Source organism: Brevundimonas sp. (assembly GCF_027487935.1).
Lineage (GTDB): Bacteria > Pseudomonadota > Alphaproteobacteria > Caulobacterales > Caulobacteraceae > Brevundimonas.
Window position 1 is genome coordinate 49,991 of the sequence record NZ_JAIYCP010000030.1, and the last position, 23,590, is coordinate 73,580.

Below are 23,590 nucleotides of genomic sequence, written 5' to 3' on the forward strand. Positions count from 1 at the left end.
TCCCGTCGCTAGACCGTCGACATGACCCCAGCCTCGCTGTCCGGACGCAAGATCCTGCTGATCGTCGGCGGCGGAATCGCCGCCTACAAGGCGCTGGAGCTGGTGCGCCTGCTGAAAAAGGGCGGGGCGGAGGTCATGAGCGTACTGACTGCAGCCGGTGCTGCCTTCGTGACCCCGATGTCCCTGGCCGCCCTGACGGGCCATCCTGTGCGCAGCGAAATGTTCATGCCGGACGACGAGACGGCCATGGGCCATATCGAGCTGTCGCGCTGGGCCGATCTGGTGGTCGTGGCGCCGGCGACCGCGGGATTGATCGCCAAGGCGGCCAACGGAATGGCCGACGACCTGGCCTCGACCACCCTTCTGGCCACCGACAAGCGGGTGCTGCTGGCCCCGGCCATGAATGTGCGCATGTGGCTGCATCCGGCGGTGCAGGCCAATATGGCGCGGCTGAAGGCCTTTGACGGCTTCCACGGTGTGGCCGTGGTCGGACCCGACGAGGGTGAAATGGCCTGCGGCGAGTTCGGGCCCGGCCGGATGGCCGAACCGGCGGCGATCCTGGGCGCGATCGAGGCCTTGCTGGCCGGTCCGGACGGGCGTCCCCTGGCCGGGCGCCGGGCCGTGGTGACCGCCGGTCCAACCTTCGAGCCGATCGATCCGGTGCGGGGCCTGACCAACCGCTCCAGCGGCAAACAGGGCTATGCCATCGCCGAAGCCTTGGCCCGACTGGGCGCGCAGGTGACGCTGGTGTCCGGCCCTGTCGCCCTGGCTGCGCCGGTCGGCGTCGAGCGGGTGTGGGTCGAGACGGCGCGGGAGATGCAGGCCGCGGTGGTGGCGGCCCTGCCTGCGGATATTGCCGTGATGAGCGCGGCGGTCGCCGACTGGCGCGTCGACGGCGTCGCCTCGGGCAAGATCAAGAAGGCTCCGGGCGGTCCGCCGTCCCTGTCCCTGATCGAAAACCCCGACATCCTCGCGGGCATTTCCGCGCCCGGGAAGAAGCGGCCGAAACTGGTGGTGGGCTTTGCCGCCGAGACGACCGACCTCGAGGCCAATGCCCGCTCCAAGCTGTCGCGCAAGGGCTGCGACTGGATCGTCGGCAATGACGTCTCCGACGACGTCTTCGGGGCGGACGGCAATACGGTCACCCTGTTCACCCGCACCGGCAGCGCCGAGACCTGGCCGCGCCAGTCCAAGGCCGAGGTGGCGAGAAAGCTCGCCGCCCGCATCGCCGATCATTTCAAGTCCTGAGAGCCGCGCCCGCATGACCACCGTCCGCGTCGAACGCCTGCCCCATGCCGAGGGCCTGCCCCTGCCGGCCTATGAGACCGGCGGCTCGGCCGGGATGGACCTGCGCGCAGCGGTGCCGGAAGACGCGCCGGTGACCCTGGAACCGGGGGCCCGGGCCCTGGTCCCCACCGGCCTGAAGATCGCCCTGGAGGCCGGTTTTGAAGCCCAGGTGCGGCCGCGCTCGGGTCTGGCGCTGAAGCACGGCCTGACCTGTCTGAATTCACCCGGCACGATCGACAGCGACTATCGCGGCGAGGTCGGGGTCATCCTGATCAATCATGGACAGGAGCCGTTCGTGATCCGCCGCGGCGAACGCATCGCCCAGATGGTGATCGCCCGCCATGCGCAGGCGGCCCTCGTCGAGGTTGCCGCCCTGGACGAGACCGCGCGCGGCACAGGCGGCTTCGGTTCTACGGGGCGCTAGGGCCCCCGGGTCTCCCGTCAGGCCTGACGAAACCCCAGCACATCCTGCATGTCGTAAAGGCCCGGCTTGCGGCTGCGGACCCAGGCGGCGGCGGCGACGGCACCCTTGGCGAACAGGGACCGGTCGATGGCGGAATGGCTGAGCGTCAGGGTTTCGTCTTCCGAGGCGAACAGCACCGTGTGTTCGCCGATGACGCCGCCGGCGCGCAGGGAGGCGAAGCCGATCCTGCCGGTTTCCCGCACCCCGGTGATGCCGTCGTAAGGCGCGGAGCGGACGTCGGCCAGGTCGACGTCGCGGCCGTTGGCGGCGGCCTCACCCAGCATCAGGGCAGTGCCGGACGGCGCATCAGCCTTCCGGCGGTGGTGGGTCTCCAGAACCTCGATGTCCCAGTCGGCCGCATCGAGCCGCTGTGCCGCGTGTTCCACCAGCCCGATCAATATGTTGACTCCCAGCGAGAAATTTCCGCTGCGGACGATGGCGATCTTTTCGGCCGCCTCGTGGATTTCGGCCTCCTGTTCAGCCGTGAGTCCGGTCGAGCCGATGACCAGGCCCGGGCCGCCACGTTCGGCGCAGGTCCGGGCCAGCTCGACCGAGGCGTCCGGGGTCGAGAAGTCGATGATCACGTCGCACAGCGACAGGTCGGGCATCTCGCCCCGGTCGAAACGGGCCGCGACGACCACGTCCTCGCGCGCGTCCAGAACGGTCGAAACCGCCCGGCCCATACGGCCGCGGGCTCCCGAGATGCCGGCGTGAAAGATGGCGCTCAATTCGGACCCCTGTCAGTTCACTCGCATTGTGAAGCGTTTCTCCACAACCGTCATCCTCGGGCTTGACCCGAGGATCAGATGCGGCGGCGAGCTGTGCGCCGGCCAGGGCCCTCCCGCTGCTGTCCGCCAGACGATCGACGGCGGACCTGACGGTCTGGCCCTCGGGTCAAGCCCGAGGGTGACGGCGGCTACTGCGGTGTGTCCGAGCCCAGAATGTCGGCCCAGAAGCGTTTGGCCTTGCCGGTGAAGGACGAGTTTCTCGGCGTCTGGCTCTCGCCCAGCGAGGCCGCCAGCTCCTGAAGCAGGGCCTTCTGCTGGGCCGTCAGATCGGTCGGGGTCTCGACGAACAGCTCGACCACCAGATCGCCGCGGTTCTTGCCGTTGAGATGCGGCATGCCCTTGCCCTTGATCCGGACGGTCTTGCCGGTCTGGGACCCGGCAGGGACATTGACGGGTGCACGGCAGCGGCCGTCGCAGGCCTCAGAGGTCAGGCAGGGTGCCTCGATCTCGCCGCCGAGGGCCGCCGTCGTCATGGGTACGGGCACGGTGACCAGCAGGTCGAGATTGTCCCGTTCGAACAGTTCGTGGGGCGTTACCGAGATGAAGACATAAAGATCGCCGCGCGGGCCGCCGCGCGTCCCGGCGTCGCCCTCGCCCGACAGGCGGATGCGCGAGCCGTCATCGACTCCGGCCGGGATCTTGAGCTGCAGCTTGCGGTTCTTGCGGACCTGGCCATGACCGGCGCAGCCGGTGCAGGTGTCCGCAGCCGCCAGGCGCGAGCCCTGACCGCCGCAATGGGGACAGGTCCGCTCGACCTGGAAGAAGCCGTTGGCCGAGCGCACACGGCCGGCGCCCTGGCAGGTGGAGCAGGTCGTCGCCTTGGCACCCTTGCGGGCTCCGGTGCCCTCGCAGGTTTCGCAGGCGGCGGTGGTCGGGACCGCGATCTCGACGTCGGAGCCCTTGTAGGCCTGCTCCAGGGTGATCTCGAGGTCGTAGCGCAGGTCCGAGCCGCGGCGCGGACCGTTCTGGCGCGCCCCGCCGCCGGCGCGGCCGCCGAACACATCGCCGAAGGCGTCGCCGAAGACCTGGGAAAAGATGTCGTTGACGTCGGTGAAGCCCTGGCCCTGGCCGCCGAACCCGCCGCCGCCGTTGACCCCGTCATGGCCGAACCGGTCATAGGCAGCCCGCTTCTGCTCGTCGGACAGCACCGAATAGGCTGCGGAAATCTCCTTGAACCGGGCCATGGAGTCCTCGGACCCGCCGTTACGGTCAGGATGGTGCAGCATCGCCAGCTTGTGATAGGCCGACTTCAGCCCGGCGGCGTCGATGGTCCGCTCGACCCCCAGGACCTCATAATAGTCACGCGTCGCCATGTGGCGTTCGTCCCCTTACCCTGCCGCCGGTCGACGCCTCTTCCCGGGCGACGGGCCGGATCGGCTGATCCGGGCTGACATGGGTGCCCGGTCCGATGATGCAAGCTGTCTCCTCCCCGTCGCCCTTTGCGATGGGGAGGGGGACCACGCGCAGCGTGGTGGAGGGGTTTGGTCCCGTCGCACGAACCTTTTCGGTCCCGCATCCGGAGCGGTTACCCCTCCACCGCTTCGCGGTCCCCCTCCCCATTGCTGCGCAACGGGGAGGAGACGGAGTGGCTTACGCGCTCTTCTTTCCGTCGTCGTCGCCCGGGACTTCCTCGAATTCGGCGTCAACCACGCCGTCGTCGGCGGTGGCTGTGGCGTCATCGCTGTCGCCGGTGCCCGGCTGGGAGGCGTACATGGCCTCGCCCAGCTTCATCGAGGCCTGGACCAGGGTATTGGTCTTCGCCCGGATGTCTTCCGGATCCGTACCGTCCTTCGCCGTCTTCAGGTCGGCCAGGGCGGTCTCGATCGCGGCCTTCTCGTCGGCCCCGACTTTGTCACCGTGCTCGGCCATGGCCTTTTCGGTCGAGTGGATCAGGCTGTCGGCGGCGTTGACCGCCTCGACCATCTCCTTGCGGGCCTTGTCGGAGGCGGCGTTGGCCTCGGCTTCCTTGACCATTTTTTCGATGTCGGCGTCCGAGAGGCCGCCATTGGCCTGGATTCGGATCGACTGTTCCTTGTTGGTCGCCTTGTCCTTGGCCGTGACATGGACGATGCCGTTGGCGTCGATGTCGAAGGCGACCTCGATCTGCGGCATGCCGCGCGGTGCCGGCGGAATGCCCATCAGGTCAAACTGGCCCAGAACCTTGTTGTCGGCCGCCATGGGACGCTCGCCCTGGAAGACCCGGATGGTCACGGCCGACTGGTTGTCGTCAGCGGTCGAGAAGGTCTGGCTCTTCTTGGTCGGGATGGTGGTGTTGCGTTCGATCAGCGGGGTGAAGACACCGCCCAGGGTCTCGATGCCCAGGGTCAGCGGGGTCACGTCCAGCAGCAGCACGTCCTTGACGTCGCCCTGAAGGACGCCGGCCTGAACAGCGGCACCGAGGGCCACGACCTCATCGGGGTTGACGCCCTTGTGCGGCTCCTTGCCGAAGAATTTCTTCACCGCTTCCTGGACCATCGGCATGCGGGTCATGCCGCCGACGAGGACCACTTCATCGATGTCCGAGGCCTTGAGGCCCGCGTCCTTCAGCGCCTTGGCGCAGGGTTCGATGGTGCGCTGGACGAGGTCCTCGACGAGGGCCTCCAGCTTGGCGCGCGACAGCTTGATGTTCAGGTGCAGCGGGCCTGAGGCGTTCATGGTGATGAACGGCAGATTGACCTCATACTGGCTGGTGGAGCTGAGCTCCTTCTTGGCCTTTTCGGCCTCTTCCTTGAGGCGCTGCAGGGCCAGTTTGTCTGACCGCAGGTCGACGCCCTGCTCCTTCTTGAACTCGTCGGCCAGGTAGTCGACCAGGCGCAGGTCGAAATCCTCGCCGCCGAGGAAGGTGTCGCCATTGGTCGACTTCACCTCGAACACGCCGTCGCCGATTTCGAGGATCGAGACGTCAAAGGTGCCGCCGCCGAGGTCGTAGACGGCGATCTTCTGACCGTCGTTCTTGTCCAGTCCATAGGCGAGGGCGGCTGCCGTAGGCTCGTTGATGATGCGCAGGACTTCGAGACCGGCGATCTTGCCGGCGTCCTTGGTCGCCTGACGCTGGGCGTCGTTGAAATAGGCCGGAACGGTGATGACGGCCTGGGTCACGGTCTCGCCGAGATAGGCCTCAGCGGCCTCCTTCATCTTGCCGAGGGTGAAGGCCGAGATCTGCTGGGGCGAATAGTCCTTGCCGTTGGCGCGCACCCAGGCGTCGCCGGTCGGTCCCTTGACGATCTCATAGGGGACCATGTTCTTGTCCTTGGCTACCACCGGATCATCGAACGAGCGGCCGATCAGGCGCTTGATGGCGAAGAAGGTGTTGGTCGGATTGGTCACCGCCTGGCGGCGGGCCGGCTGACCCACCAGGGTCTCGCCGCCGTCCTGGATGGCGATGACGGAGGGCGTGGTGCGGTTGCCCTCGGCGTTCTCGATGACCTTGGGGTTCTTGCCGTCCATGACGGCCACGCACGAATTGGTGGTGCCCAGGTCGATGCCGATGATCTTGGCCATTGGTGGTCTTTCACTCCATTTCAGCGGGCGATGCGGCGGCCTTTTAGAGCGAAGCGCCGCGCGTGACCGCCCCCGGTGTCAGGGTCGTTGGTCGGTTGATATATTTCCGGCCGCAAAGCCCCACACGGGGTGGGGTTTCAGGACGGTTGAGGCCGATATGGGAAACACCCCACTCGCCGCAAGTCCCAAAGAGCGCTGACGCACGATTCAACCGTCAAGGGCCGCCAGTTGCGCCAGCGCGCGCGGCTTGAGCGCCGGAGGGGCCGCTCCTACCTTGGAGCATGTTTTCCGCGCGCGCGATCGATACGGGTATGGAGGGTTTCCGACTCTGGCCGGGAGCCCTTTCCGCAACGGCACAGTCGGCGTTGTTGGCAGGGGTGCTGGCGGCCGTCGAACAGTCACCCTTTTTCCGGCCCGTGACGCCCGGCGGGCGGCCGTTTTCGGTCGAGATGACCAATCTCGGCCCGTTGGGGTGGGTCTCGGACCGGGCGGGTTACCGCTACCAGCCGACCCATCCGGAGACCGGTGCGCCCTGGCCGTCCATGCCGGAGACCCTGCTGACGCTCTGGAGCGACCTGACCGGCTGGCCCGAACCGCCGGACGCCTGTCTGGTCAACCTCTACCGGGGCGAGGCGAGGATGGGTCTGCATCAGGACCGCGACGAACAGGACCACAGCGCGCCTGTGCTGTCCGTCTCGCTGGGTGATGCCGCCGTGTTCAGGATCGGCGCGGCCGACGGCGGGCCGACGCGGACGGTGCGGCTGGCCTCGGGCGATGTCTGCGCCCTGACCGGCCCGGCGCGACTGGCGCGGCACGGGATCGACCGGGTCATCGCCGGCTCCTCGACTCTGGTTCCCGGCGGTGGCCGGCTCAATCTGACGCTCCGCCGGGCGCGTTAGGGTCACGACAATCGTGACTCGACGGCGGCCGGTCGCGCGGTCAGTCTCGCGCCTTCGCAAGACCGGAGCCGCTCGATGCCGAACCTGATCCGCCCCGAGGGGCCTGAGCCCAAGGACTTTCGCTTCAGCCGCCGCGCCCTGGCGACCGGTTTGGCCGGTGGCCTGGCCTTTGCCGGCTATGCCCCGGCGGCCCTGGCCAGACAGGCTGCGCCGATCACGACGGGCGGGGAGGGCCTGACCCAGGAACAGGTGACCGTTGAAGCCCCCGACGGCTTCGCCCTGCCGATCTTCGTCGCCCGGCCCGCCGGGGAGGGACCCTGGCCTGTGGTGGTGGTCGCATCCGAGATTTTCGGCGTCCACGAATACATCCGCGACCTGTGCCGGCGGCTGGCCAGGGCCGGCTTCGCCGCCGTCGCCCCCGCCTTCTTCAGCCGGGTCGAGGACCCGGCCGGCCTCACGGACATGTCGCGGATCCAGCAGATCGTCGGCGCGGCCGGCTATGAGCAGGTCATGGGCGACATTTCGGCGACCCTTGACTGGACCAGCCAGCAGCTGTGGGCCAATGGCGACAAGGTCGGGATCACCGGCTTCTGCTGGGGCGGCAAGGTGGTCTGGCAGGCCTGTGCCCGCTTCGCCGTGCTGGATGCGGGCGTGGCCTGGTACGGCCGCCTCGCCCCTGCGGCCACGGCCACGCCGGAACAGGCGGCCGCCGGCCGGCCCTGGCCCGTCGATCTGGCCGACGATCTGAAATGTCCGGTGCTGGGGCTCTACGGCGGACAGGACCGCGGCATCCCCCTGACCAGCGTCGAGGCCATGCGCGAGGCCCTGCAACGCGCCGGCCAGACCGCCGGCGGCATCCACGTCTATCCGGACGCCCCGCATGCCTTCCATGCCGACTATCGCGACAGCTATCGGGCGGCGGATGCGGCGGACGGGTGGAGCCGGATGCTGGCCATCTTCAATGACCGGCTGAAAAATTGAGGCTCTGCCGCCCAACGGTCGGAAGGTTCATCACAACGGACACAACGCAGGCCACAACGGGCACAACGGGTCTCGGGAGGCCGAAAGAACCGAACTCGTCAGCGATACAGTGAGATAACACCGGATCGACGCCGAGGCGTCGATCGGATCAAGGCGGCGCAGACCGCGACCATACGATGTGCGCGAGACGCCAAGGGTCGACGACGCGTCCGCGGTCCCGTTGTGGCCTGCGTTGTGTCCGTTGTGATGAACCAGTTTCCGTCGACGGCCGGTCGCTCAGGCCTTCTGGTCGAAATTCCCGCCGGTGGTGCCCGCCGCGGCATAGGCTGCATTGCCCGCCGCCGCGCCGGAGCCCTTGGCCGCGACGACCACCATGGCCGGGCGCACGGTGCGGCCGAACAGGGCGTAGCCGGCCTGCAGCGTCTGGATCACCTGTCCGCCCTGAACCGTGTCGGACACCTGTTCCATCATGGCTTGATGCAGGTGCGGATCGAAGGCCTCGCCCGGCTCGGGGGCGACGCGCTTGAGGTTGTTGCTCTCGAAGGCCTGCAGCAGCGACTTCTGGGTCAGCTCCAGCCCGGTGACCAGACCGGCCTCGCCGGCGTCGGCGTCCTTGGGGGCCGCCTGCAGGGCCCGCTCCAGATTGTCGGCCACGCCCAGCAGGTCGCGGGCGAAGCGCTGGATGGCGTAGGCGCGGGCGTCGTTGGACTGGGTCTCGGCCCGCTTCTTCGTGTTCTCGGCCTCGGCGACGGCGCGCAGGGCGCGGTCCTTCCACTGGTCGCGCTCGGCGATCAGGGCGTCGATCGGACCCAGGCCGTCATCCAGACCAGCCTCGGCCTCGGCCTCCGCAATGTCGGCGGCCAGCTCTTCGGATTGGGGGAGGTCGTCGTGTGTGTCGCTCAAGTCTCTTGTCCGTCCAGCATTCGCCCCAGCACCCGGGCGGTATAGTCCACCAACGGTATGATGCGGGCATAGTTCAGTCGCGCGGGTCCGATCACGCCGATGGCGCCCAGAACCCGCTGGCGGCCCGTCATATAGGGTGCCGCGATCACGGCGGAACCCGAAAGCGAAAAGAGTCTTGTTTCCGCCCCGATGAAGATGCGCACGCCCTGGGCCGTCGAGACCCCGTCCAGCAGGCCGATCAGCTGTTCCTTCTGCTCCAGGTCGTCGAACAGGACGCGGACCTTCTCCAGATCCTCGGCGGTCTCGCGGTCGTGCAGCAGATTGGCCCGGCCGCGCACGATCAGTGACCGTTCGCGCTCGGCCCCGCCCGACCAGGCGGCCATGCCGTCCTCGACCAGACGGGCGGCGGCGGCGTCCAGTTCGCGGCGGGCGGCGTCCAGTTCGGTGCGCATCTCGGTGCGCGCCTCGTGCAGGGGTCGGCCCTTGAGCCGGGCGTTGAGGAAGTTTGAGGCCTCGGCCAGGGTCGAGGGCGTCACCCCGGCCTTGAGCGGCATCAGGCGGTTCTCGACCGAGCCGTCGTCGCCGACCAGCACCGCCAGAGCCTGATCGTGGCCGAGGGCGACGAATTCGACGTGTTTGACCCCGGCCTCGCGCACCGGACTGGCGACGATACTGGCCCCGCCGGCGAGGCCGGACAGCAGGCTGGAGGCCTCGTTCAGCGCCTCGTCGAAACTGCGGCCCCGTCCCGCCAGCCGGGCGTCGATCTCGCGCCGCTCCTCGGTCCCGAGGTCGCCGATCTCCAACAGGCCGTCCACGAACAGCCGCAGGCCGGCGTGGGTCGGAATCCGCCCCGCCGAGGTGTGCGGCGCGCCCAGCAGCCCCGCCATGGCGAGGTCCTGCATCGTGTTGCGGATCGAGGCCGGCGAGAGGGCGATGCCCGTCTGGGACAGGGTCCGCGAGCCGACCGGGTCGCCGGTTTCCAGATAGGTTTCGACAATGCGCCGGAAGATATCGCGGGCGCGCTCGTCCATTGCGGCCAGACCGGCCGGGCTGCCGCTGAACGGCGAAGGGTTGGGGGCATACAGGCTCACGGTTTCAGGATAAGCAGCGCCGCCGCCCCGTCCAAGGAAATCCCGCATGACCACCGCCCGTCCGTCCGCCCGCACCCCTGACCAGCTCCGCCTCGTGACGCTGGAGACCGGCGTCAACCGCTATGCCGAGGGCTCCTGCCTGGTCACCTTCGGCCACACAAAGGTGCTGGTGACGGCTTCCGTCGAGGAAAAGGTGCCCGGCTGGATGCGCAATACCGGTCAGGGCTGGGTCACCGCTGAATACGGCATGCTGCCCCGCGCCACCCACACCCGCGGCCGCCGCGAGGCCGCCGCCGGCAAACAGAGCGGCCGGACCCAGGAAATCCAGCGGCTGATCGGCCGCTCCCTGCGCGCCGTCGTCGATCTCAAGGCCCTGGGCGAGCGTCAGGTGACGCTGGACTGCGACGTCATCCAGGCCGACGGCGGCACCCGCACGGCGGCCATCACCGGCGCCTGGGTCGCGATGGCTTCGGCGTTCGACTATCTGCGCGCCGAGGGCGTGCTGAAGACCGATCCCATCCTCGACCAGGTCGCGGCGGTGTCGTGCGGCGTCTGCAACGACCAGCCGGTGCTGGACCTCGACTATGAGGAAGACTCCGAGGCCGAGGCCGATTCCAACTTCGTCCTGACCGGCGCCGGCGCGATCGTCGAGATCCAGGCCACGGGCGAGAAGCGCGGCTTCTCGCGGACCGAGTTTGACCGGCTGTTCCAGCTGGCCGAGGGCGGCTGCGCCGAACTGTTCGCCCTGCAGCGGGCCGCCCTGGGGCGCTGATCGGCGGCCTGACCGGCTTTCAAGCGGGGCAAAAGCGTGCCAATCCTTTCGCCTGAACCCTGATCGGAGAGCCCAGATGCGCCGGACCGTCCTCGCCCTGCTGGCCGTCGGCACGCTCGCCGGGGCCTGCAGCCCGCCGGCCGAGACGCCCGTCGGTGAGCCGGCGGCCGCCCCGGTCCCGCCGGCCCCCGAGATGCCGGCCGACGCCCCGCCGCAGGAGGAGGTTGATCCCGCGGTCGTCATCACGCCTGCCGGTGCCCCCGTGTCCTGTCTGAACGACATCGGGGAAGAGGCGGCGCAGCGTCTGGTCGACCGCTGCATCGCCGTCAGCCCTGCCACCCGTCCGCCCTGCAATGTCGCCAATGCCTGCGAACTGATCCAGGACGAGATCGACCGGTCCTGCGAGATGTACACGCCGGGTGAGGCCAGGCCCCCGCAATGCGAGGCCTGAAGCCCGGTTCCGGCGGGGTTTAACCGTTCCTGTACCGCAGACGGCTAGTCTGTGGGGCATGACGCCCGTTCCGACGCCCCCCGACCTGCGCGCCCTGACCACCCTGCGGTTTCTCGCAGCCCTGTGGGTGGTGCTCTACACGGCCTGGCCGCACCTCGATGTCGGCTTCGTCCCGGTGGCCGTGACCAAGGGCTATCTGGGTGTCGAGACCTTCTTCATTCTCTCCGGCTTCATCCTCAGCCACGTCTATCTCGAGGCGGCGGGCGAAAAGCGGTTCCGTTACGGCGGCTTCCTGTGGGCGCGGCTGGCGCGGGTCTATCCCCTGCATCTGGTCACCCTGTTCGGCATGATCGGCCTCGGCCTCGCCGCCGGCGTCGCCGGGCTGAGCATCGACGGCAGTCTGACAGACTGGCGGGCGCTGCCGGCCAATCTGACCCTGACCCACGCCTGGGGTCTGGCCCCCAGCTCGGCCTTCAACCATCCGTCCTGGTCGATCTCGGCGGAATGGGCGGCCTATCTCGGCTTCCCCGCCTTCGCCTTCGTCGCCTGGCGGTTCAGGGACCGGCCGGTGCTGGCGACCGTGCTGGCGGCGGGCTTTGCGCTCGGCCTCTATGCCGCCTTCGAGTTCCTGGCGGGCTATGCCCTGACCGAGGCGACCTTCCGCTGGGGGGCGCTGCGGATCGTGCCGTGTTTCGCCCTCGGCTGCGCCCTCTATCTGATCCATCGCCGCGGCGGCGTGCCCTTCGCCGGGCCGGTGGCCCTCATCAGTGGGGTGGTCGTGCTGGTCAGCGCCTCGCTGGGCCTGTGGGACGCGATCACCGTCCTTGCGGCCGGGGGTCTGATCCTGGGGCTGGGCTCGCTGGAAAACAGCCGCGCCGGCCTGCTCGGCTCGAAACTCGGGGTCTATCTCGGCGAGATCAGCTATTCGATCTATATGGTCTGCGCGCCGGTGCTGCTGCTGACCACCAATGCCGCGGCGCGGCTGACCGGGGCCGATGACAAACAGTTTCACCTGCTTGTGTGGCTGGGGCTGGTCGCGGCGATTCCGGTCGCGGCCATGGTCACCTACCACCTCGTAGAACGCCCGGCCCGCAAGGCTTTGAGGGGTTTTGCAGACCGGCGGGCCGCGCGAGCCGCCGCGACGTTAGCGCGCACGGACTCGCCCGACAGGGGACTTCAACCCCCGGAAACTATCGTCTAAGGACTACCGGTCTGAAACGGGCCGGGAACCACGCCAGTATGTTGAAACGGCTCACAGCCGCTGTGTTTGCAGCGACGCTCGGCTTCTCTGCGCTGGGCTCTGCCCCCGCCGCGAAGGCCGATGAGCCTTACTGGCAGTGTGTGACCTTCGCCCGCATGTATTCGGGCATCAACATCTTCGGCGACGCCCTGACCTGGTGGAGTCAGGCCCAGGGACGGTTCCGTACAGGCGACCGTCCGGAAACCGGATCGGTGCTGGCCTTCCAGCCCAGCGGCCGGATGACCCGCGGGCATGTGGCCGTGGTTTCGGAAATCCTCACCGATCGGGTGATCCGTGTCACCCACGCCAACTGGGGCGGCAGCCGCGGGCGGGTCGAGGAAAACGTGACCGTCGTGGACGTTTCGCAGGACGGCGATTGGACGGCGGTCAAGGTCTGGTACAACCCCATCAATGACCTCGGCACCTCTGTCTATCCGACCTATGGGTTCATCCACAAAACCTCGGCCCTGCCGACCGACGGCGTGCTCATGGCCGCGGTTCCCACGGCTGACGGCCAGCCCTGACCGCTGATATCCGGGTCCGGGCTTGACCCGGGACTTTCGTCCGCGCTTGCTGTCGGTGAACCCGGAGTCCCGCCATGCGCCGTCTGTATGCCGCCCTGTCCCTCCTTGTCCTTGCCGGCTGTTCGCCGGCTGAGGCGCCTGCACCGTCGCCCGGGCCGCCCGCGCCCGCAGTCGTTCTGGGGGGTGTCGAACTGGCCGGGCCGCTGCGCGCCATCGGGACCGAGCCGTTCTGGAGCGTCGAGCTCACGGGAACGGAGATGGTCTATACGAGCACCGAACCTCCCGGGCAGCGCGCGCGTCAGCCCGAGCCGGTGGTCCGGGGCACAACGGCGACCTGGGCGGCGGAGACCGCTGACGGGACCGCGTTCAAGGTCACCCTGATCGCCACCGAATGCTCGGACGGGATGAGCGACCGCACCTATCCGCTGACGGCCATGGTCACGGTCGGCGATCGTGCCCTGACCGGCTGTGCGGCCTCGGCCGCCGCCATCACCTCCAGCGGCGAAAGCGGCCCGGTGGTCGAATAGGGTTCAGCCGGCCGACGGTTCGCGCAGGGTCCGCATCGCGCCCAGCCGGGCGAAGGCCACCAGCAGGGCCTTGCGTCGCGCCGGGGCCAGGGGCGTCGCCGGCGCCTCGCGCACCACCGCCCCGCCGAAGCCGTCAGCGACGATCAGGCCGGGCTCGTCGGGCAGGATGCCATCCGGAAACCCGGGTGCCACGGCGAAATAGAAGGCGTCGCAGAACGGGCCATATTCGCCCCATTTGCGGTCGACGCGATAGTCCTCGACCCCCGACTTCACCTCACAGATGACGATGTCGCCGCGTGGCCCCAGGGCCATGACGTCGGCGCGGCGGCCATTGGGCAGGCCGACCTCCAGCAGGGGGGCATAGCCGAGGTCGACCATCAGCCGTGCCGCGCCGCGCGTCACCGCCAGCGTGGTCTGCGGCCGGCTGAAAACGAGATCGATCTGGAGCGTCGTGGCGGCCATGTCGCTCTTATGTTCGGCATATGTTCCGAATTCAAGCGACTGACGAAAACGCGACAGCCCGCGGCCGCCCTACCGCCCGGTGTGGACCACCGTCCCGGTGTCGAGGCCCAGGGCGCGGGCGCGGGCGATCAGGCGGGCGCGGTCGGCCTCGGCGGGGCTCTGGTTGCGGTGCCAGACCCACCAGTCGGACTTGTTCGGGAGGGCCAGAATGGCCCAGCTGTAGTCGGGCGCATGGTCCCAGACCCAGTAGTTCTGCCCTGCCAGCCCGCCCGCACCCAGCAGGCCCGTCAGGGTGAAGCGGAAGCGGGCATTGTTGCCCGGATCGGTGACGCGGGCATTGGCACGCAGGGTCTCGACCACGCCGTCGGCGCGGCGGGTGCAGGTCACGAGGATGGAATAGCGGTTGGCCTGGCTCTGCGGATTGAAGTCGATCTGGGCGCGTCGGCAGTCCTTCTGGGCGTCGTTCGGACTGCGTGCGATCTCGAACCAGCGGCCGTCAAACTGGTCCAGCACGATATTGCGCGACTGGGCGGCCGCCGGAGCGGCCACCGTCATCAGGGCAGCGGCGATCAAGGCGGATCGGAATGGTCTCATGGCGGGTTCCCTGTGGCGTCTGGTGCCCAGTTACGAGTGAAACCTGTACCGGGTTGCCCGTCTAGAGGATGAAACGGCTCAGGTCGGCGTCGCGCGACAATTCGGCGACCAGATTCCGCACCCGGTCGCCGTCGAAGGCAACGGTCTGGCCCGACAGGTCGGAGGCCCTGAAACTGGTTTCCTCCAGCACCCGCTCCAGCACGGTGACCAGTCGCCGTGCGCCGATGTTCTCGACCGCGCCATTGGCCGCCACGGCGGCGTCTGCCAGCGCCTCGACCGCATCTGCGGAGAAGGTCAGGGTCACATCCTCGGTCGCCAGCAGGGCCTGGTTCTGGCGGATCAGATTGGCTTCCGGCTCGGTCAGGATGCGCACGAAATCGTCCCGCGTCAGGGCCTTCAGCTCGACCCGGATCGGCAGCCGGCCCTGAAGCTCCGGCAGCAGGTCCGAAGGCTTGGCCACGTGGAAGGCGCCGGAGGCGATGAACAGCACATGGTCGGACTTCACCGGCCCGTATTTCGTGGAGACGGTGGTGCCCTCGATCAGCGGCAGCAGGTCGCGCTGCACCCCTTCACGGCTGACATCGCCGCCGGAGCGGTCGGACCGGCCGGCGACCTTGTCGATCTCGTCGATGAAGACGATGCCCTCATTCGCGGCCAGCATCAGCGCCTCGGTGGTCAGGCTTTCCTGATCCAGCAGCCTGTCGCTCTCCTCGGCGACCAGGGGGGCCAGGGCGTCGTGAACCCGCAGCCTGACCGTCTTCGTCCGACCGCCACCGAGCTTGCCCAGCATCTCCGACAGATTGATCATGCCGACATTGCCGCCACCGGGGATGTCCAGGCCCTGCATGGGCGAAGCGGTGTCGGCCAGCTGGAGCTCGATCTCCTTGTCGTCCATCTCCCCGGCGCGCAGCTTTTTTCGGAAACTGTCGCGGGTCGCGGGCTGCGAGCCGGGACCGACAAGGGCGTCGAGAATCCGTTCCTCGGCCGCCGCCTCGGCCTTCGTCTTGACCTCGCCACGCCGCCGGTCGCGCACCATGACGAGGGCCGCCTCGACGAGGTCGCGCATGATGGAGTCGACGTCGCGGCCGACATAGCCGACCTCGGTGAATTTGGTCGCCTCGACCTTGAGGAAGGGCGAGCCGGCCAGCCGGGCCAGCCGCCGGGCGATCTCGGTCTTGCCCACGCCGGTCGGCCCGATCATCAGGATGTTCTTGGGCGTGACCTCGTCGCGCAGGTCATCCGGCACCCGCCTGCGCCGCCAGCGGTTCCTGAGCGCCACGGCCACGGCGCGCTTGGCATCGTCCTGGCCGACGATGAACCGGTCGAGTTCGGAGACGATTTCGCGGGGGGAGAGGTCGGTCATGGGATGCAGATGGGGCAGCGCCCTCCCGTTGGGGAGGGCTGGTTCATCACGAAGGACACGAAGAAGGTCACAAAGAACACGAAGGGGTCAGAGCACGAGGCGCCGCAGGCCGTTTTTGAGCATGACAGTATTGAAATTGATCAGGTAACCGAGGCGCACGTCGGAGAAGCGGAGATAGGTCAGGACCTGGGCTGTATGGATCGACGCAAGGGCGTCGATCGATTTGATCTCCACCACGACAGCCCGTTCGACCAGAAGATCGAGGCGATAACCGACATCCATGTGAACCTTGCCGTAGGTGATCGGCAAGGCCGCCTGACGCTCGACCGCCAATCCGGCCTGCTGCAGCTCTTCCGCAAGACAGGCTTCGTAGACGGATTCCAGCAGACCCGGGCCAAGCGCCTTGTGAACAGCAAAGGCGGCGTCCAACACCGCGCGGCCAACACGTTCGGTGGCTGCCGGCAAGGGCTCGGTCTCTTCGTGTCCTTCGTGCATCCTTGGTGTTCTTTGTGATGAACCGACCGGCGGCGGGGGGCTACCCCAACGTCTCAACCGTCAGATTGCCGTTCGTATAGACACAGATCTCTGCCGCGATCTCCATGGCGCGGCGGGCGATGGTTTCGGCGTCCATGTCGGTGTGGTCGATCAGCGCACGGGCGGCTGACAGGGCGAAATTGCCGCCCGAGCCGACCGCCGCCACGCCGTGTTCGGGTTCCAGCACATCGCCGACACCGGTGACGGTGAAGATGGCGCCCTTGTCGGCCACCAGCAGCATGGCCTCGAGCCGGCGCAGATAGCGGTCCGTGCGCCAGTCCTTGGCCAGGTCGACACAGGCCCGGGCCAGCTGGTCCGGATACTGCTCCAGCTTGGCTTCCAGCCGCTCGATCAGGGTGAAGGCATCGGCCGTGGCCCCGGCGAAGCCCGCCAGCACCTTGCCGCCCGCCAGCACCCGCACCTTGCGCGCGGCGCCCTTGACGATGGTCGGACCCATCGACACCTGGCCGTCGCCGGCGATGACGGTTCGGCCGTTCTTGCGCACCGCCAGGATAGTGGTGCCGTGCCAGTCAGGAAAATTGGGATTCGCATTCATCATCCTTTTCAGATGGAGACCGAAATGCGCCTCGGCAAGCCGGAAAGGGCAGGAGGCCAGGGATTGGGCCGGGCTTGCGGGCCTCCATCTACGGCGACCGGCGTGGACCTTCCGCTGCGCACGCCCTAACTGGAGGCGTGACCTTTTCTGACGACGAGATTGAACGCTACGCCCGTCATCTGGTGCTGGCCGAGGTCGGCGGGCCCGGGCAACAGCGGCTGAAGTCCGCGCGCGTGGGCCTGATCGGTCTTGGCGGCGTCGGCGCGCCCGCAGCCCTCTATCTCGCGGCGGCTGGAATCGGCACCCTGCGCCTGATCGACGACGACACCGTCGCCCTGTCCAATCTCCAGCGCCAGATTGCCTTCGATGTCGCCGACATCGGTCGCCCCAAGGTCGATGCCGGGGCGGAAACCCTCACGGCCCTCAACCCCCATGTCCGGGTCGAACCGTTCGCCGGGCGGCTGACCGTCGCGACGGCGGCACGGCTGGTCGAAGGCTGTGATGTCGTCGTTGATGGCACCGACGATTTCGAGACCCGGTTCGCGGTCAATGCGGCCTGCGTGGCGGCCCGCATCCCTCTGGTTTCGGGGGCCCTGGGTCGTTGGAACGGTCAGGTCGGCGTCTTTACCGGCCGACCCTGCTACCGCTGTCTCGTGCCCGGCGCACCGCCGGAAGCCGAAACCTGCGCCCGCGTCGGTGTGATCGGGGCGCTGGCAGGCGTGGTCGGGTCGATGGTCGCGCTTGAGGCGATCAAGCTGATCGCCGGCGCCGGACAGCCGCTCGCGGGCCGTTTGCTGATCTACGACGGCCTTGCCGGCACGGCCCGTACGGTGACGGTGGCGGCCGACCCTGACTGTCCGGTTTGCGCCGGACCCTAGGCGAAGACCCGCCGGAAAAGCTCGATATACTGGGTCATCAGGTCCAGTTCGACGCCGTCTTCCCAGTCAGCGTGGCCGGCATCGCGGATCTCGATGTAATCGACGGATTTCCCGGCCCGTTCCAGCGCCTCCTTCATGCGCCGCGACTGGAAGACCGGAACGATGGGGTCGTCCACGCCGTGCACCAGCATGACCGGGCAGGCGATTTCCGAGGCCCTCCGACGGGGCGAGGCGAGCGCCAGGGCCGCCGCATCTTCCTCGGGGTCACCGATCCGCGTGGACCAGAATTGATAGGCGACATTCTCCGGCGAGTTGTCGTCCCGCTTCTCATTGGCCAGCAGTTCGGGAAGGTCGCTGTCGCCGCAGATCGAGATGGCTGCCTTGTACAGGTCCGGCCGCCGCACGGCGCCCATGAGTGCGGCATAGCCGCCGTAGCTGGTGCCCATGATGCCGACCTTGCCAGGGTCCAGCCCGCGGGTCTTGATCGCATGGTCGACGGCGTCCTCGACGTCTTCCTGCATCCGGTCGCCCCAACGCCCCCAGCCCTCGCTGGCGAAGGCCAGGCCGTAGCCGCCGGACCCGCGGAAATTGGGCTGCAGCACCCACCAGCCCTCGGTCACCAGGGCCTGGACGGTCCGGTCCCAGTTCATGACGTCGCGAAGCTCGGGTCCGCCGTGCGGCAGGACGATCAGCGGGCCGGGCGCTCCTCCGGGCGGCGCTGTCAGATAGGCGCGGATGGAGGCACCGTCGCGGGTCGTGACATCCAGCGCCTCGGTCCGGCCCAGTCGCTCGGTCTGCAAGGCTGTACGGGGCGTCAGGTTGACGAAGCTGCGCGCAGCCCGGTCATACAGATACCAGGCACCGGGCTCATTGGGTCCGCTGACATAGGACAGGAAGCGGTTGAGGGTCCGGTCGATATCGATCAGACGCACATTGCAGCTATTGTCGAAGAAGCGGTTCATGGCCCGGTGGTGTGGGGCCAGCGCCGGGACGGCGAAATCATACTCCAGCCGGTCGTTCCAGTAGGCGGCGCCCAGATAGGCACCGCGATCGTCGGTCAGGCCGCCTGAAACATCGGAACGGGGCCGCGAGGCGATCGGCGCGCCATAGGTGCCGGTCCTCAGGTTGAATTCGCGGATCGACTGAACGTCCTCGCCCTCCTGCCGGGCGGATACCAGGATCACGTCGCCCTGTTCAGTCGGCGCGACATATTCAAAGTCGAGCACCTCGGCGATCCGCATCCGGCGGACGAAGCGCCACTGACGCTCACCGGGGGCCCGGGCCATGATCTCGAGGGTATTGCCGGCAGCGTTGATGTCATAGCGCAGCACCGGCACGCCATCGCGGGTCTCCCAGCCGATGGTATCGAAATCTCCGCGCTCGAACTCCTCGGCCCGGCCGGTGATGACATTGACCTTGTACAGGGCGTTGATGCGCCGCGCCTGGGTCGGAGCCATCATCAGCACATGCTCGGGGTCGTCGTGCAGCAGGTCGACGACGGAGCCGAGGTTGCGCATGGTCCGCATCCGCTGCGGTTCATTGTCGAACAGGACCACGCCGCCGCCGGTGTCGGGATCGATCGACACCATCCGCCGGGAAATGACGGCCGCGGCGGTGCTCGACCCCAGCGACCGGGCCGAGGTCCGCTCCGTGATGGTCCGCCCGCCGAGGGCGATGCGAACCAGCAGACGTTCGTCGCTGGCCCATACCATCGACTCGCAGTCGACATCCCCCAGCGGCGCGCGCTTGGGCGGTGCGGACGGATTGGCGGCGTCCAGCACGTCGAGAACCGAGCGCCTGGCCCCGCCTTGATGGATCTCGCGGATGATGCCGATCCGCTCGCCCGACGGCGACAGGGCCACACCCTTGACCCCATCCTTGGCGTAAAGGTCCTCCAGGGTGTGTGGCGTGATCTGATACGCCGCCACGGGTCCCGCCGCCGCCGCAATCCCGAGACCGCCGGCGCTCGCCAGCAGACCCCGGCGCGACAACGTCCCCCGCCCTGCCGCAAAACTCCTGATAGCCATCATGCCCTCCCGACGCTGCCAGCCGCCTACCAACCCAAGGTTCCGTCGAGCGTCAAGCACAGGGACTCAGAGCATGGCCGGTATCACCCGGTCGGGCGGGCGGTGTCCGTTCCGGAAGGTCTGGATATTGGTGATGACCCGGTCGCCCATATCCTGCCGCGCCTCCAGCGTGGCCGACCCCAGATGCGGCAGCAGGACCACATTGGCGTGGCCCAGCAGGCCCGGGTGGATGACCGGCTCATGCTCATAGACGTCCAGTCCGACCCCGGCGATCGCCCGGCGTGCCACGGCGTCTGACAGGGCCGCCTCGTCGATCAGTTCGCCGCGGGCGGTGTTGATCAGGATGGCGTGCGGCTGCAACCGCGCCAGCCGTTCGGCCGACAGCAGGTGGTGGGTCTCCCTGGTCGCCGGACAGTTCAGGGAAATCAGGTCCATCCGCGCCAGCATCTGGTCCAGATCGTCCCACCAGGTCGCGCCCAGCTCCTCGGCGATCAGGGCGGGGACGGGTTTGCGGTTGTGATAGTGGACCTGCATCCCGAAGGCTTTCGCGCGCCGGGCCAGGGCCTGGCCGATCCGGCCCATGCCGACGATGCCGAGCCGCTTGCCCCACAGTTTCCGGCCGGTCATCCAGGTCGGGGACCAGCCTGCGAACCGCCCCTCGGCCACGACCTGGGCTCCCTCGACGATGCGGCGGCTGACCGCGAGGATCAGGGCCATGGCCAGATCCGCCGTGTCCTCGGTCAGGACGCCCGGCGTATTGGTCACGATCAGGCCGCGGCCCACAGCCGCGTCGATATCAATGTGATCCACACCCGCGCCGAAATTGGCGATCATCTTCAGCTGGTCGCCGGCCGCTGCGATCAGGGCGGCGTCGATGGTGTCGGTGATGGTCGGAACCAGCACATCGGCCCGCTGCACCGCCGCCTCCAGCGCCGCGCGGTCCATGGGTCTGTCGGTCAGATTCAGTTCGGTGTCGAACAGTTCGCGCATGCGTGTTTCGACGGCGTCAGGCAGCCGTCTGGTTAACACGACCTTAAGTCTGGGCGCGGACATTGGCGGCCTTCGGTTTCAATCGTTTCGGCATATTGGCGCATCCGGTGTCTGGCAAGGCTCGCTCCCGCATCCATAGGCTCGCCGTTCTCGGCACCGTCCTGGCCGCCGCCGCCCTGGCCGGGGCCGGCCAGACCATGCCGGACGGTCGGCCCACCCCCAGCGGCCAGCCGGTCCCGCGCTGGCTGTCGCTGAAATCGGATGAGGTCCGGGCCCGCTTCGGCCCCGGCCTCGATTACCGGATCCTGTGGGAATACCAGGTCTCCGGCCTGCCCGTGCAGGTGATTGCCGAGACCGAGGAATGGCGAAAGATCTGCGACCCCGAGGGCGGCGTCGCCTGGGTCCATCGCAGCGTGGTGTCCAGTCGCCGCAGCGCCCTGAACACCTCGGGCGCCGAGATTCCGATCCGCTCCGGCCCTTCCGCGACGGCGGGCGTGCGGGCCCGGCTGGCTCCCCATGCGCTCGTGGCGATGGAGGACTGCGAGGACGGCTGGTGTGAGGTGCGGGTGCGCCGGATGCGCGGTTTCGTGCGCCAGAGCGATGTCTTCGGCACCCAGTCGCGCGCCCTGTGCAACGCCGCCCGCCCGGCGGGGCGCGGTCGTTAGCCGGGGCTGCCGGTTCGGCCCGCTAAAAAGTTGAGCCGCCGGTTCCGGTCGTGTAACCCGGCGGCAACACCCGCTGGAGAGCGCCCTTGAGCCAGTCGCAATATCCGTCGTCCTTCGACTATGAGGCCCTGCTGGCCTCGGGCCGGGGCGAGCTGTTCGGCGATGGCAACGCCCGCCTGCCGGCTCCGCCCATGCTGATGCTGGACCGGATCGTCTCCATCAATGCGGACGGCGGGGCCCACGGCAAGGGCTATATCGAGGCCGAGCTGGATATCCATCCGGACCTCTGGTTCTTCCAGTGCCATTTCATCGGCGATCCGGTCATGCCCGGCTGCCTCGGCCTCGACGCCATGTGGCAGCTGGTCGGCTTCTACCTCGGCTGGATCGGCGGCCCCGGCAAGGGCCGTGCCCTGGGCGTCGGCGAGGTCAAATTCACCGGCCAGGTCACGCCGGACATCAGGAAGGTCGTCTACAAGATCGACCTCAAGCGGGTCATCAACCGGCGACTGGTCATGGGGATCGCCGACGGGGTTCTCGAAGCCGACGGCGTCCCCATCTATACGGCAACCGACATGCGGGTCGGCCTGTTCGGCGCGACAACGCCGGTCGACGCCTGATCCCATCGTCAGCTTCAGACCGCGGCCAACGCGGCGAATTCGGAACCTGGAAGGAAACTCTCATGCGGCGTGTCGTCGTCACCGGTCTGGGCATCGTCTCCTCCATCGGCACCGGCCAGGATGAGGTCTCCGCCTCCCTGCGCGAGGCCCGCTCCGGCGTCGTCGCCGCGCCGGACCATATCCAGTACGGCTTCCGCTCCCAGGTCTGGGCCCCGCCGGCGTTGGGCGTTACGGCGGAGGACTGGGCGCCGCATGTCGACCGCCGCGCCGCCCGCTTCCTCGCCAACGGCACCGCCTGGGGCCATATCGCCTTCGAGGAGGCGCTGAAGGACTCCGGCCTGACCGCCGAGGAGATCCAGTCCGAGCGCATCGGCCTGATCGTCGGCGAGGGCGGCCCCTCGACCCAGGTCATCCTCCAGGCCGCCGCCACCACGGTCGAGAAAAACTCGCCCAAGCGGATCGGGCCGTTCGCCGTGCCCAAGGCAATGGCCTCGGGCCCCTCGGCCGTGCTGGCGACCTGGTTCCAGCTCAAGGGGATCAACTATTCGATCTCCTCGGCCTGCGCGACCAGCGCCCACTGCATCGGTGCGGCCGCCGAACAGATCGCCTGGGGCAAGCAGGATGTGGTCTTCGCCGGCGGCTGCGAGGACATCGACTGGTCCATGTCCAACATGTTCGACGCCATGGGCGCCATGTCCTCGAACTTCAACGAGACGCCGGGCCGCGCCAGCCGGGCCTATGACAAGGACCGCGACGGCTTCGTCATCGCCGGCGGGGCCGGCATCGTGGTGCTGGAAGAGTATGAGCGGGCCGTGGCGCGCGGCGCGACCATCTATGCCGAGGTCACCGGCTACGGGGCCAATTCCGACGGCTATGACATGGTCGCCCCCTCGGGGGAGGGCGCCGAGCGCTGCATGAAGATCGCGCTGGAAATGGCCGGCAATCCCCGGATCGACTACCTCAATCCGCACGGCACCTCGACGCCGGTCGGTGACTCCAAGGAGATGGGGGCGGTCCGCAATGTCTTCGGCGACCAGATGCCGATGATCTCCTCGACCAAGTCGCTGACGGGCCACTCCCTCGGGGCGGCCGGCGCCCAGGAAGCCATCTACTGCCTGCTGATGATGAAGCACGGCTTCGCCGCCGAGAGCGCCCACATCGAAACCCTCGACCCGGAGTTCGAGGGCATGCCGATCCTGCGCAAACGCCACGACGGCGAGCTGAAGCACGTCATGTCCAACTCGTTCGGGTTCGGCGGGACGAACGGGACGCTGATCCTTTCGAAGGTCTGAGATGCGTTATCTTGATCGAGTGCTAAACGCGGCTGGCCTCGTTCTGGCGGGTCTGGCAGTCTTTCTGAACTTTCCGACCTGGGTCGGCGTGGTTGGTTTCTCGCTGATCGCCTTCACCCTGTTTTTGCCCGACCGATTTCGGCGCTAGCGCGCCGCGGCGCACCAGCGCCGGAACCACACGGAGA

General features: G+C 68.2%; 26 protein-coding genes. 14 read left to right on the forward strand and 12 right to left on the reverse strand.

What is annotated here, in order from left to right; all coding sequences use genetic code 11:
- The first annotated feature begins 21 nt into the window (after positions 1 to 21).
- Both coaBC and dut read left to right on the forward strand, forming a co-directional pair.
- Positions 22 to 1,248, forward strand: a complete 1,227-nt coding sequence (gene coaBC / locus Q0053_RS11385) for a bifunctional phosphopantothenoylcysteine decarboxylase/phosphopantothenate--cysteine ligase CoaBC (RefSeq protein ID WP_298100215.1) — start codon at positions 22 to 24, stop codon at positions 1,246 to 1,248.
- A 13-nt stretch (positions 1,249 to 1,261) separates the two neighbouring features.
- Positions 1,262 to 1,711: a dUTP diphosphatase gene (gene dut, locus Q0053_RS11390; protein ID WP_298100217.1), complete on the forward strand. Its 450-nt coding sequence runs from the start codon at positions 1,262 to 1,264 to the stop codon at positions 1,709 to 1,711.
- Positions 1,712 to 1,728: 17 nt separating this feature from the next.
- On the opposite strand, the gene dapB is transcribed toward dut, so the two are convergent.
- The 3 genes from dapB to dnaK all read right to left on the reverse strand — a co-directional run bounded on the left by dapB (position 1,729) and on the right by dnaK (position 6,039).
- Positions 1,729 to 2,478, reverse strand: a complete 750-nt coding sequence (gene dapB, locus Q0053_RS11395; RefSeq protein WP_298100219.1) for a 4-hydroxy-tetrahydrodipicolinate reductase — start codon at positions 2,476 to 2,478, stop codon at positions 1,729 to 1,731.
- Between the two features lie 188 nt (positions 2,479 to 2,666).
- Entirely contained in the window at positions 2,667 to 3,851 is a 1,185-nt protein-coding gene (gene dnaJ, locus Q0053_RS11400; protein WP_298100221.1) for a molecular chaperone DnaJ, read from the reverse strand.
- A gap of 277 nt (positions 3,852 to 4,128) precedes the next feature.
- Positions 4,129 to 6,039, reverse strand: a complete 1,911-nt coding sequence (gene dnaK / locus Q0053_RS11405; RefSeq protein ID WP_298100223.1) for a molecular chaperone DnaK — start codon at positions 6,037 to 6,039, stop codon at positions 4,129 to 4,131.
- A gap of 281 nt (positions 6,040 to 6,320) precedes the next feature.
- Here dnaK and Q0053_RS11410 point away from each other — a divergent pair, with 281 nt between their 5' ends.
- Both Q0053_RS11410 and Q0053_RS11415 read left to right on the forward strand, forming a co-directional pair.
- The gene (locus tag Q0053_RS11410; protein ID WP_298100225.1) at positions 6,321 to 6,938 is read left to right on the forward strand and encodes an alpha-ketoglutarate-dependent dioxygenase AlkB; all 618 of its coding nucleotides are present in this window, start codon (positions 6,321 to 6,323) and stop codon (positions 6,936 to 6,938) included.
- A 75-nt stretch (positions 6,939 to 7,013) separates the two neighbouring features.
- Positions 7,014 to 7,919, forward strand: coding sequence for a dienelactone hydrolase family protein (locus tag Q0053_RS11415; RefSeq protein WP_298100227.1), 906 nt, complete (start codon positions 7,014 to 7,016; stop codon positions 7,917 to 7,919).
- Positions 7,920 to 8,195: 276 nt separating this feature from the next.
- On the opposite strand, the gene grpE is transcribed toward Q0053_RS11415, so the two are convergent.
- Together grpE and hrcA are read right to left on the reverse strand one after the other, a co-directional pair.
- Positions 8,196 to 8,822 (reverse strand): nucleotide exchange factor GrpE, encoded by a 627-nt coding sequence (gene grpE, locus Q0053_RS11420; protein WP_298100229.1) that lies wholly within the window; start codon positions 8,820 to 8,822, stop codon positions 8,196 to 8,198.
- Entirely contained in the window at positions 8,819 to 9,853 is a 1,035-nt protein-coding gene (gene hrcA / locus Q0053_RS11425) for a heat-inducible transcriptional repressor HrcA (protein ID WP_298100329.1), read from the reverse strand. Before hrcA ends, grpE begins: the two co-directional genes overlap by 4 nt.
- A gap of 106 nt (positions 9,854 to 9,959) precedes the next feature.
- On the opposite strand from hrcA, the gene rph reads away from it, so the two are divergent.
- The 5 genes from rph to Q0053_RS11450 all read left to right on the forward strand — a co-directional run bounded on the left by rph (position 9,960) and on the right by Q0053_RS11450 (position 13,427).
- Positions 9,960 to 10,685, forward strand: coding sequence for a ribonuclease PH (rph, locus tag Q0053_RS11430; protein WP_298100230.1), 726 nt, complete (start codon positions 9,960 to 9,962; stop codon positions 10,683 to 10,685).
- A 76-nt stretch (positions 10,686 to 10,761) separates the two neighbouring features.
- Entirely contained in the window at positions 10,762 to 11,136 is a 375-nt protein-coding gene (locus Q0053_RS11435; protein WP_298100232.1) for a hypothetical protein, read from the forward strand.
- A 58-nt stretch (positions 11,137 to 11,194) separates the two neighbouring features.
- Positions 11,195 to 12,337 (forward strand): acyltransferase, encoded by a 1,143-nt coding sequence (locus Q0053_RS11440; protein ID WP_298100234.1) that lies wholly within the window; start codon positions 11,195 to 11,197, stop codon positions 12,335 to 12,337.
- 38 nt (positions 12,338 to 12,375) lie between these two features.
- Positions 12,376 to 12,900, forward strand: coding sequence for a CHAP domain-containing protein (locus Q0053_RS11445; protein ID WP_298100236.1), 525 nt, complete (start codon positions 12,376 to 12,378; stop codon positions 12,898 to 12,900).
- Between the two features lie 74 nt (positions 12,901 to 12,974).
- Positions 12,975 to 13,427, forward strand: a complete 453-nt coding sequence (locus Q0053_RS11450; protein WP_298100239.1) for a hypothetical protein — start codon at positions 12,975 to 12,977, stop codon at positions 13,425 to 13,427.
- A 3-nt stretch (positions 13,428 to 13,430) separates the two neighbouring features.
- Here the strand turns inward: Q0053_RS11450 and mmcB are convergent, their stop codons facing one another.
- From mmcB to hslV, 5 genes are all read right to left on the reverse strand, one after another.
- On the reverse strand, positions 13,431 to 13,889 hold the full coding sequence (gene mmcB / locus Q0053_RS11455; RefSeq protein WP_298100241.1) for a DNA repair putative endonuclease MmcB: 459 nt from the start codon (positions 13,887 to 13,889) through the stop codon (positions 13,431 to 13,433).
- A 69-nt stretch (positions 13,890 to 13,958) separates the two neighbouring features.
- A complete protein-coding gene (locus tag Q0053_RS11460) occupies positions 13,959 to 14,483 on the reverse strand; it encodes a lipocalin family protein (RefSeq protein ID WP_298100243.1) in 525 nt (174 codons plus the stop codon).
- Positions 14,484 to 14,544: 61 nt separating this feature from the next.
- Entirely contained in the window at positions 14,545 to 15,846 is a 1,302-nt protein-coding gene (hslU, locus tag Q0053_RS11465; protein WP_298100244.1) for an ATP-dependent protease ATPase subunit HslU, read from the reverse strand.
- 87 nt (positions 15,847 to 15,933) lie between these two features.
- Positions 15,934 to 16,311 carry a GxxExxY protein gene (locus tag Q0053_RS11470; protein WP_298100246.1) on the reverse strand — a complete coding sequence of 126 codons (378 nt, stop codon included), beginning with the start codon at positions 16,309 to 16,311 and terminating at the stop codon, positions 15,934 to 15,936.
- Positions 16,312 to 16,381: 70 nt separating this feature from the next.
- Positions 16,382 to 16,939: an ATP-dependent protease subunit HslV gene (hslV, locus tag Q0053_RS11475; protein WP_298100248.1), complete on the reverse strand. Its 558-nt coding sequence runs from the start codon at positions 16,937 to 16,939 to the stop codon at positions 16,382 to 16,384.
- Between the two features lie 134 nt (positions 16,940 to 17,073).
- On the opposite strand from hslV, the gene Q0053_RS11480 reads away from it, so the two are divergent.
- Entirely contained in the window at positions 17,074 to 17,814 is a 741-nt protein-coding gene (locus Q0053_RS11480) for a molybdopterin-synthase adenylyltransferase MoeB (protein WP_298100250.1), read from the forward strand.
- Here the strand turns inward: Q0053_RS11480 and Q0053_RS11485 are convergent.
- Both Q0053_RS11485 and Q0053_RS11490 read right to left on the reverse strand, forming a co-directional pair.
- Complete coding sequence (locus Q0053_RS11485; RefSeq protein ID WP_298100252.1) at positions 17,811 to 19,841, reverse strand: alpha/beta fold hydrolase; 2,031 nt, start codon at positions 19,839 to 19,841, stop codon at positions 17,811 to 17,813. The genes Q0053_RS11480 and Q0053_RS11485 overlap by 4 nt on opposite strands.
- Positions 19,842 to 19,907: 66 nt before the next feature.
- Complete coding sequence (locus Q0053_RS11490; RefSeq protein WP_298100254.1) at positions 19,908 to 20,894, reverse strand: D-glycerate dehydrogenase; 987 nt, start codon at positions 20,892 to 20,894, stop codon at positions 19,908 to 19,910.
- Between the two features lie 44 nt (positions 20,895 to 20,938).
- Between Q0053_RS11490 and Q0053_RS11495 the strand changes: the two genes are divergently transcribed.
- The 4 genes from Q0053_RS11495 to Q0053_RS11510 all read left to right on the forward strand — a co-directional run bounded on the left by Q0053_RS11495 (position 20,939) and on the right by Q0053_RS11510 (position 23,553).
- Positions 20,939 to 21,496 (forward strand): SH3 domain-containing protein, encoded by a 558-nt coding sequence (locus tag Q0053_RS11495; RefSeq protein ID WP_298100256.1) that lies wholly within the window; start codon positions 20,939 to 20,941, stop codon positions 21,494 to 21,496.
- Positions 21,497 to 21,582: 86 nt separating this feature from the next.
- Positions 21,583 to 22,113, forward strand: a complete 531-nt coding sequence (gene fabA, locus Q0053_RS11500; RefSeq protein ID WP_298100259.1) for a 3-hydroxyacyl-[acyl-carrier-protein] dehydratase FabA — start codon at positions 21,583 to 21,585, stop codon at positions 22,111 to 22,113.
- 62 nt (positions 22,114 to 22,175) lie between these two features.
- Complete coding sequence (gene fabB, locus Q0053_RS11505; protein WP_298100261.1) at positions 22,176 to 23,405, forward strand: beta-ketoacyl-ACP synthase I; 1,230 nt, start codon at positions 22,176 to 22,178, stop codon at positions 23,403 to 23,405.
- Position 23,406: 1 nt separating this feature from the next.
- The gene (locus Q0053_RS11510; RefSeq protein ID WP_298100263.1) at positions 23,407 to 23,553 is read left to right on the forward strand and encodes a hypothetical protein; all 147 of its coding nucleotides are present in this window, start codon (positions 23,407 to 23,409) and stop codon (positions 23,551 to 23,553) included.
- Positions 23,554 to 23,590: the final 37 nt, after the last annotated feature.

What these genes read in the sequence shown, in the direction of transcription:
- coaBC (WP_298100215.1), top strand. Translation starts at nt 22, where the DNA reads ATGACCCCAGCCTCGCTGTCCGGACGCAAGATCCTGCTGATCGTCGGC.
- dut (WP_298100217.1), top strand. Translation starts at nt 1,262, where the DNA reads ATGACCACCGTCCGCGTCGAACGCCTGCCCCATGCCGAGGGCCTGCCC.
- dnaJ (WP_298100221.1), bottom strand. Translation starts at nt 3,851, where the DNA reads ATGGCGACGCGTGACTATTATGAGGTCCTGGGGGTCGAGCGGACCATC.
- dnaK (WP_298100223.1), bottom strand. Translation starts at nt 6,039, where the DNA reads ATGGCCAAGATCATCGGCATCGACCTGGGCACCACCAATTCGTGCGTG.
- Q0053_RS11410 (WP_298100225.1), top strand. Translation starts at nt 6,321, where the DNA reads ATGTTTTCCGCGCGCGCGATCGATACGGGTATGGAGGGTTTCCGACTC.
- Q0053_RS11415 (WP_298100227.1), top strand. Translation starts at nt 7,014, where the DNA reads ATGCCGAACCTGATCCGCCCCGAGGGGCCTGAGCCCAAGGACTTTCGC.
- hrcA (WP_298100329.1), bottom strand. Translation starts at nt 9,853, where the DNA reads ATGGACGAGCGCGCCCGCGATATCTTCCGGCGCATTGTCGAAACCTAT.
- rph (WP_298100230.1), top strand. Translation starts at nt 9,960, where the DNA reads ATGACCACCGCCCGTCCGTCCGCCCGCACCCCTGACCAGCTCCGCCTC.
- Q0053_RS11435 (WP_298100232.1), top strand. Translation starts at nt 10,762, where the DNA reads ATGCGCCGGACCGTCCTCGCCCTGCTGGCCGTCGGCACGCTCGCCGGG.
- Q0053_RS11440 (WP_298100234.1), top strand. Translation starts at nt 11,195, where the DNA reads ATGACGCCCGTTCCGACGCCCCCCGACCTGCGCGCCCTGACCACCCTG.
- Q0053_RS11445 (WP_298100236.1), top strand. Translation starts at nt 12,376, where the DNA reads ATGTTGAAACGGCTCACAGCCGCTGTGTTTGCAGCGACGCTCGGCTTC.
- Q0053_RS11450 (WP_298100239.1), top strand. Translation starts at nt 12,975, where the DNA reads ATGCGCCGTCTGTATGCCGCCCTGTCCCTCCTTGTCCTTGCCGGCTGT.
- mmcB (WP_298100241.1), bottom strand. Translation starts at nt 13,889, where the DNA reads ATGGCCGCCACGACGCTCCAGATCGATCTCGTTTTCAGCCGGCCGCAG.
- Q0053_RS11460 (WP_298100243.1), bottom strand. Translation starts at nt 14,483, where the DNA reads ATGAGACCATTCCGATCCGCCTTGATCGCCGCTGCCCTGATGACGGTG.
- hslU (WP_298100244.1), bottom strand. Translation starts at nt 15,846, where the DNA reads ATGACCGACCTCTCCCCCCGCGAAATCGTCTCCGAACTCGACCGGTTC.
- hslV (WP_298100248.1), bottom strand. Translation starts at nt 16,939, where the DNA reads ATGATGAATGCGAATCCCAATTTTCCTGACTGGCACGGCACCACTATC.
- Q0053_RS11485 (WP_298100252.1), bottom strand. Translation starts at nt 19,841, where the DNA reads ATGGCTATCAGGAGTTTTGCGGCAGGGCGGGGGACGTTGTCGCGCCGG.
- Q0053_RS11490 (WP_298100254.1), bottom strand. Translation starts at nt 20,894, where the DNA reads ATGTCCGCGCCCAGACTTAAGGTCGTGTTAACCAGACGGCTGCCTGAC.
- fabB (WP_298100261.1), top strand. Translation starts at nt 22,176, where the DNA reads ATGCGGCGTGTCGTCGTCACCGGTCTGGGCATCGTCTCCTCCATCGGC.
- Q0053_RS11510 (WP_298100263.1), top strand. Translation starts at nt 23,407, where the DNA reads ATGCGTTATCTTGATCGAGTGCTAAACGCGGCTGGCCTCGTTCTGGCG.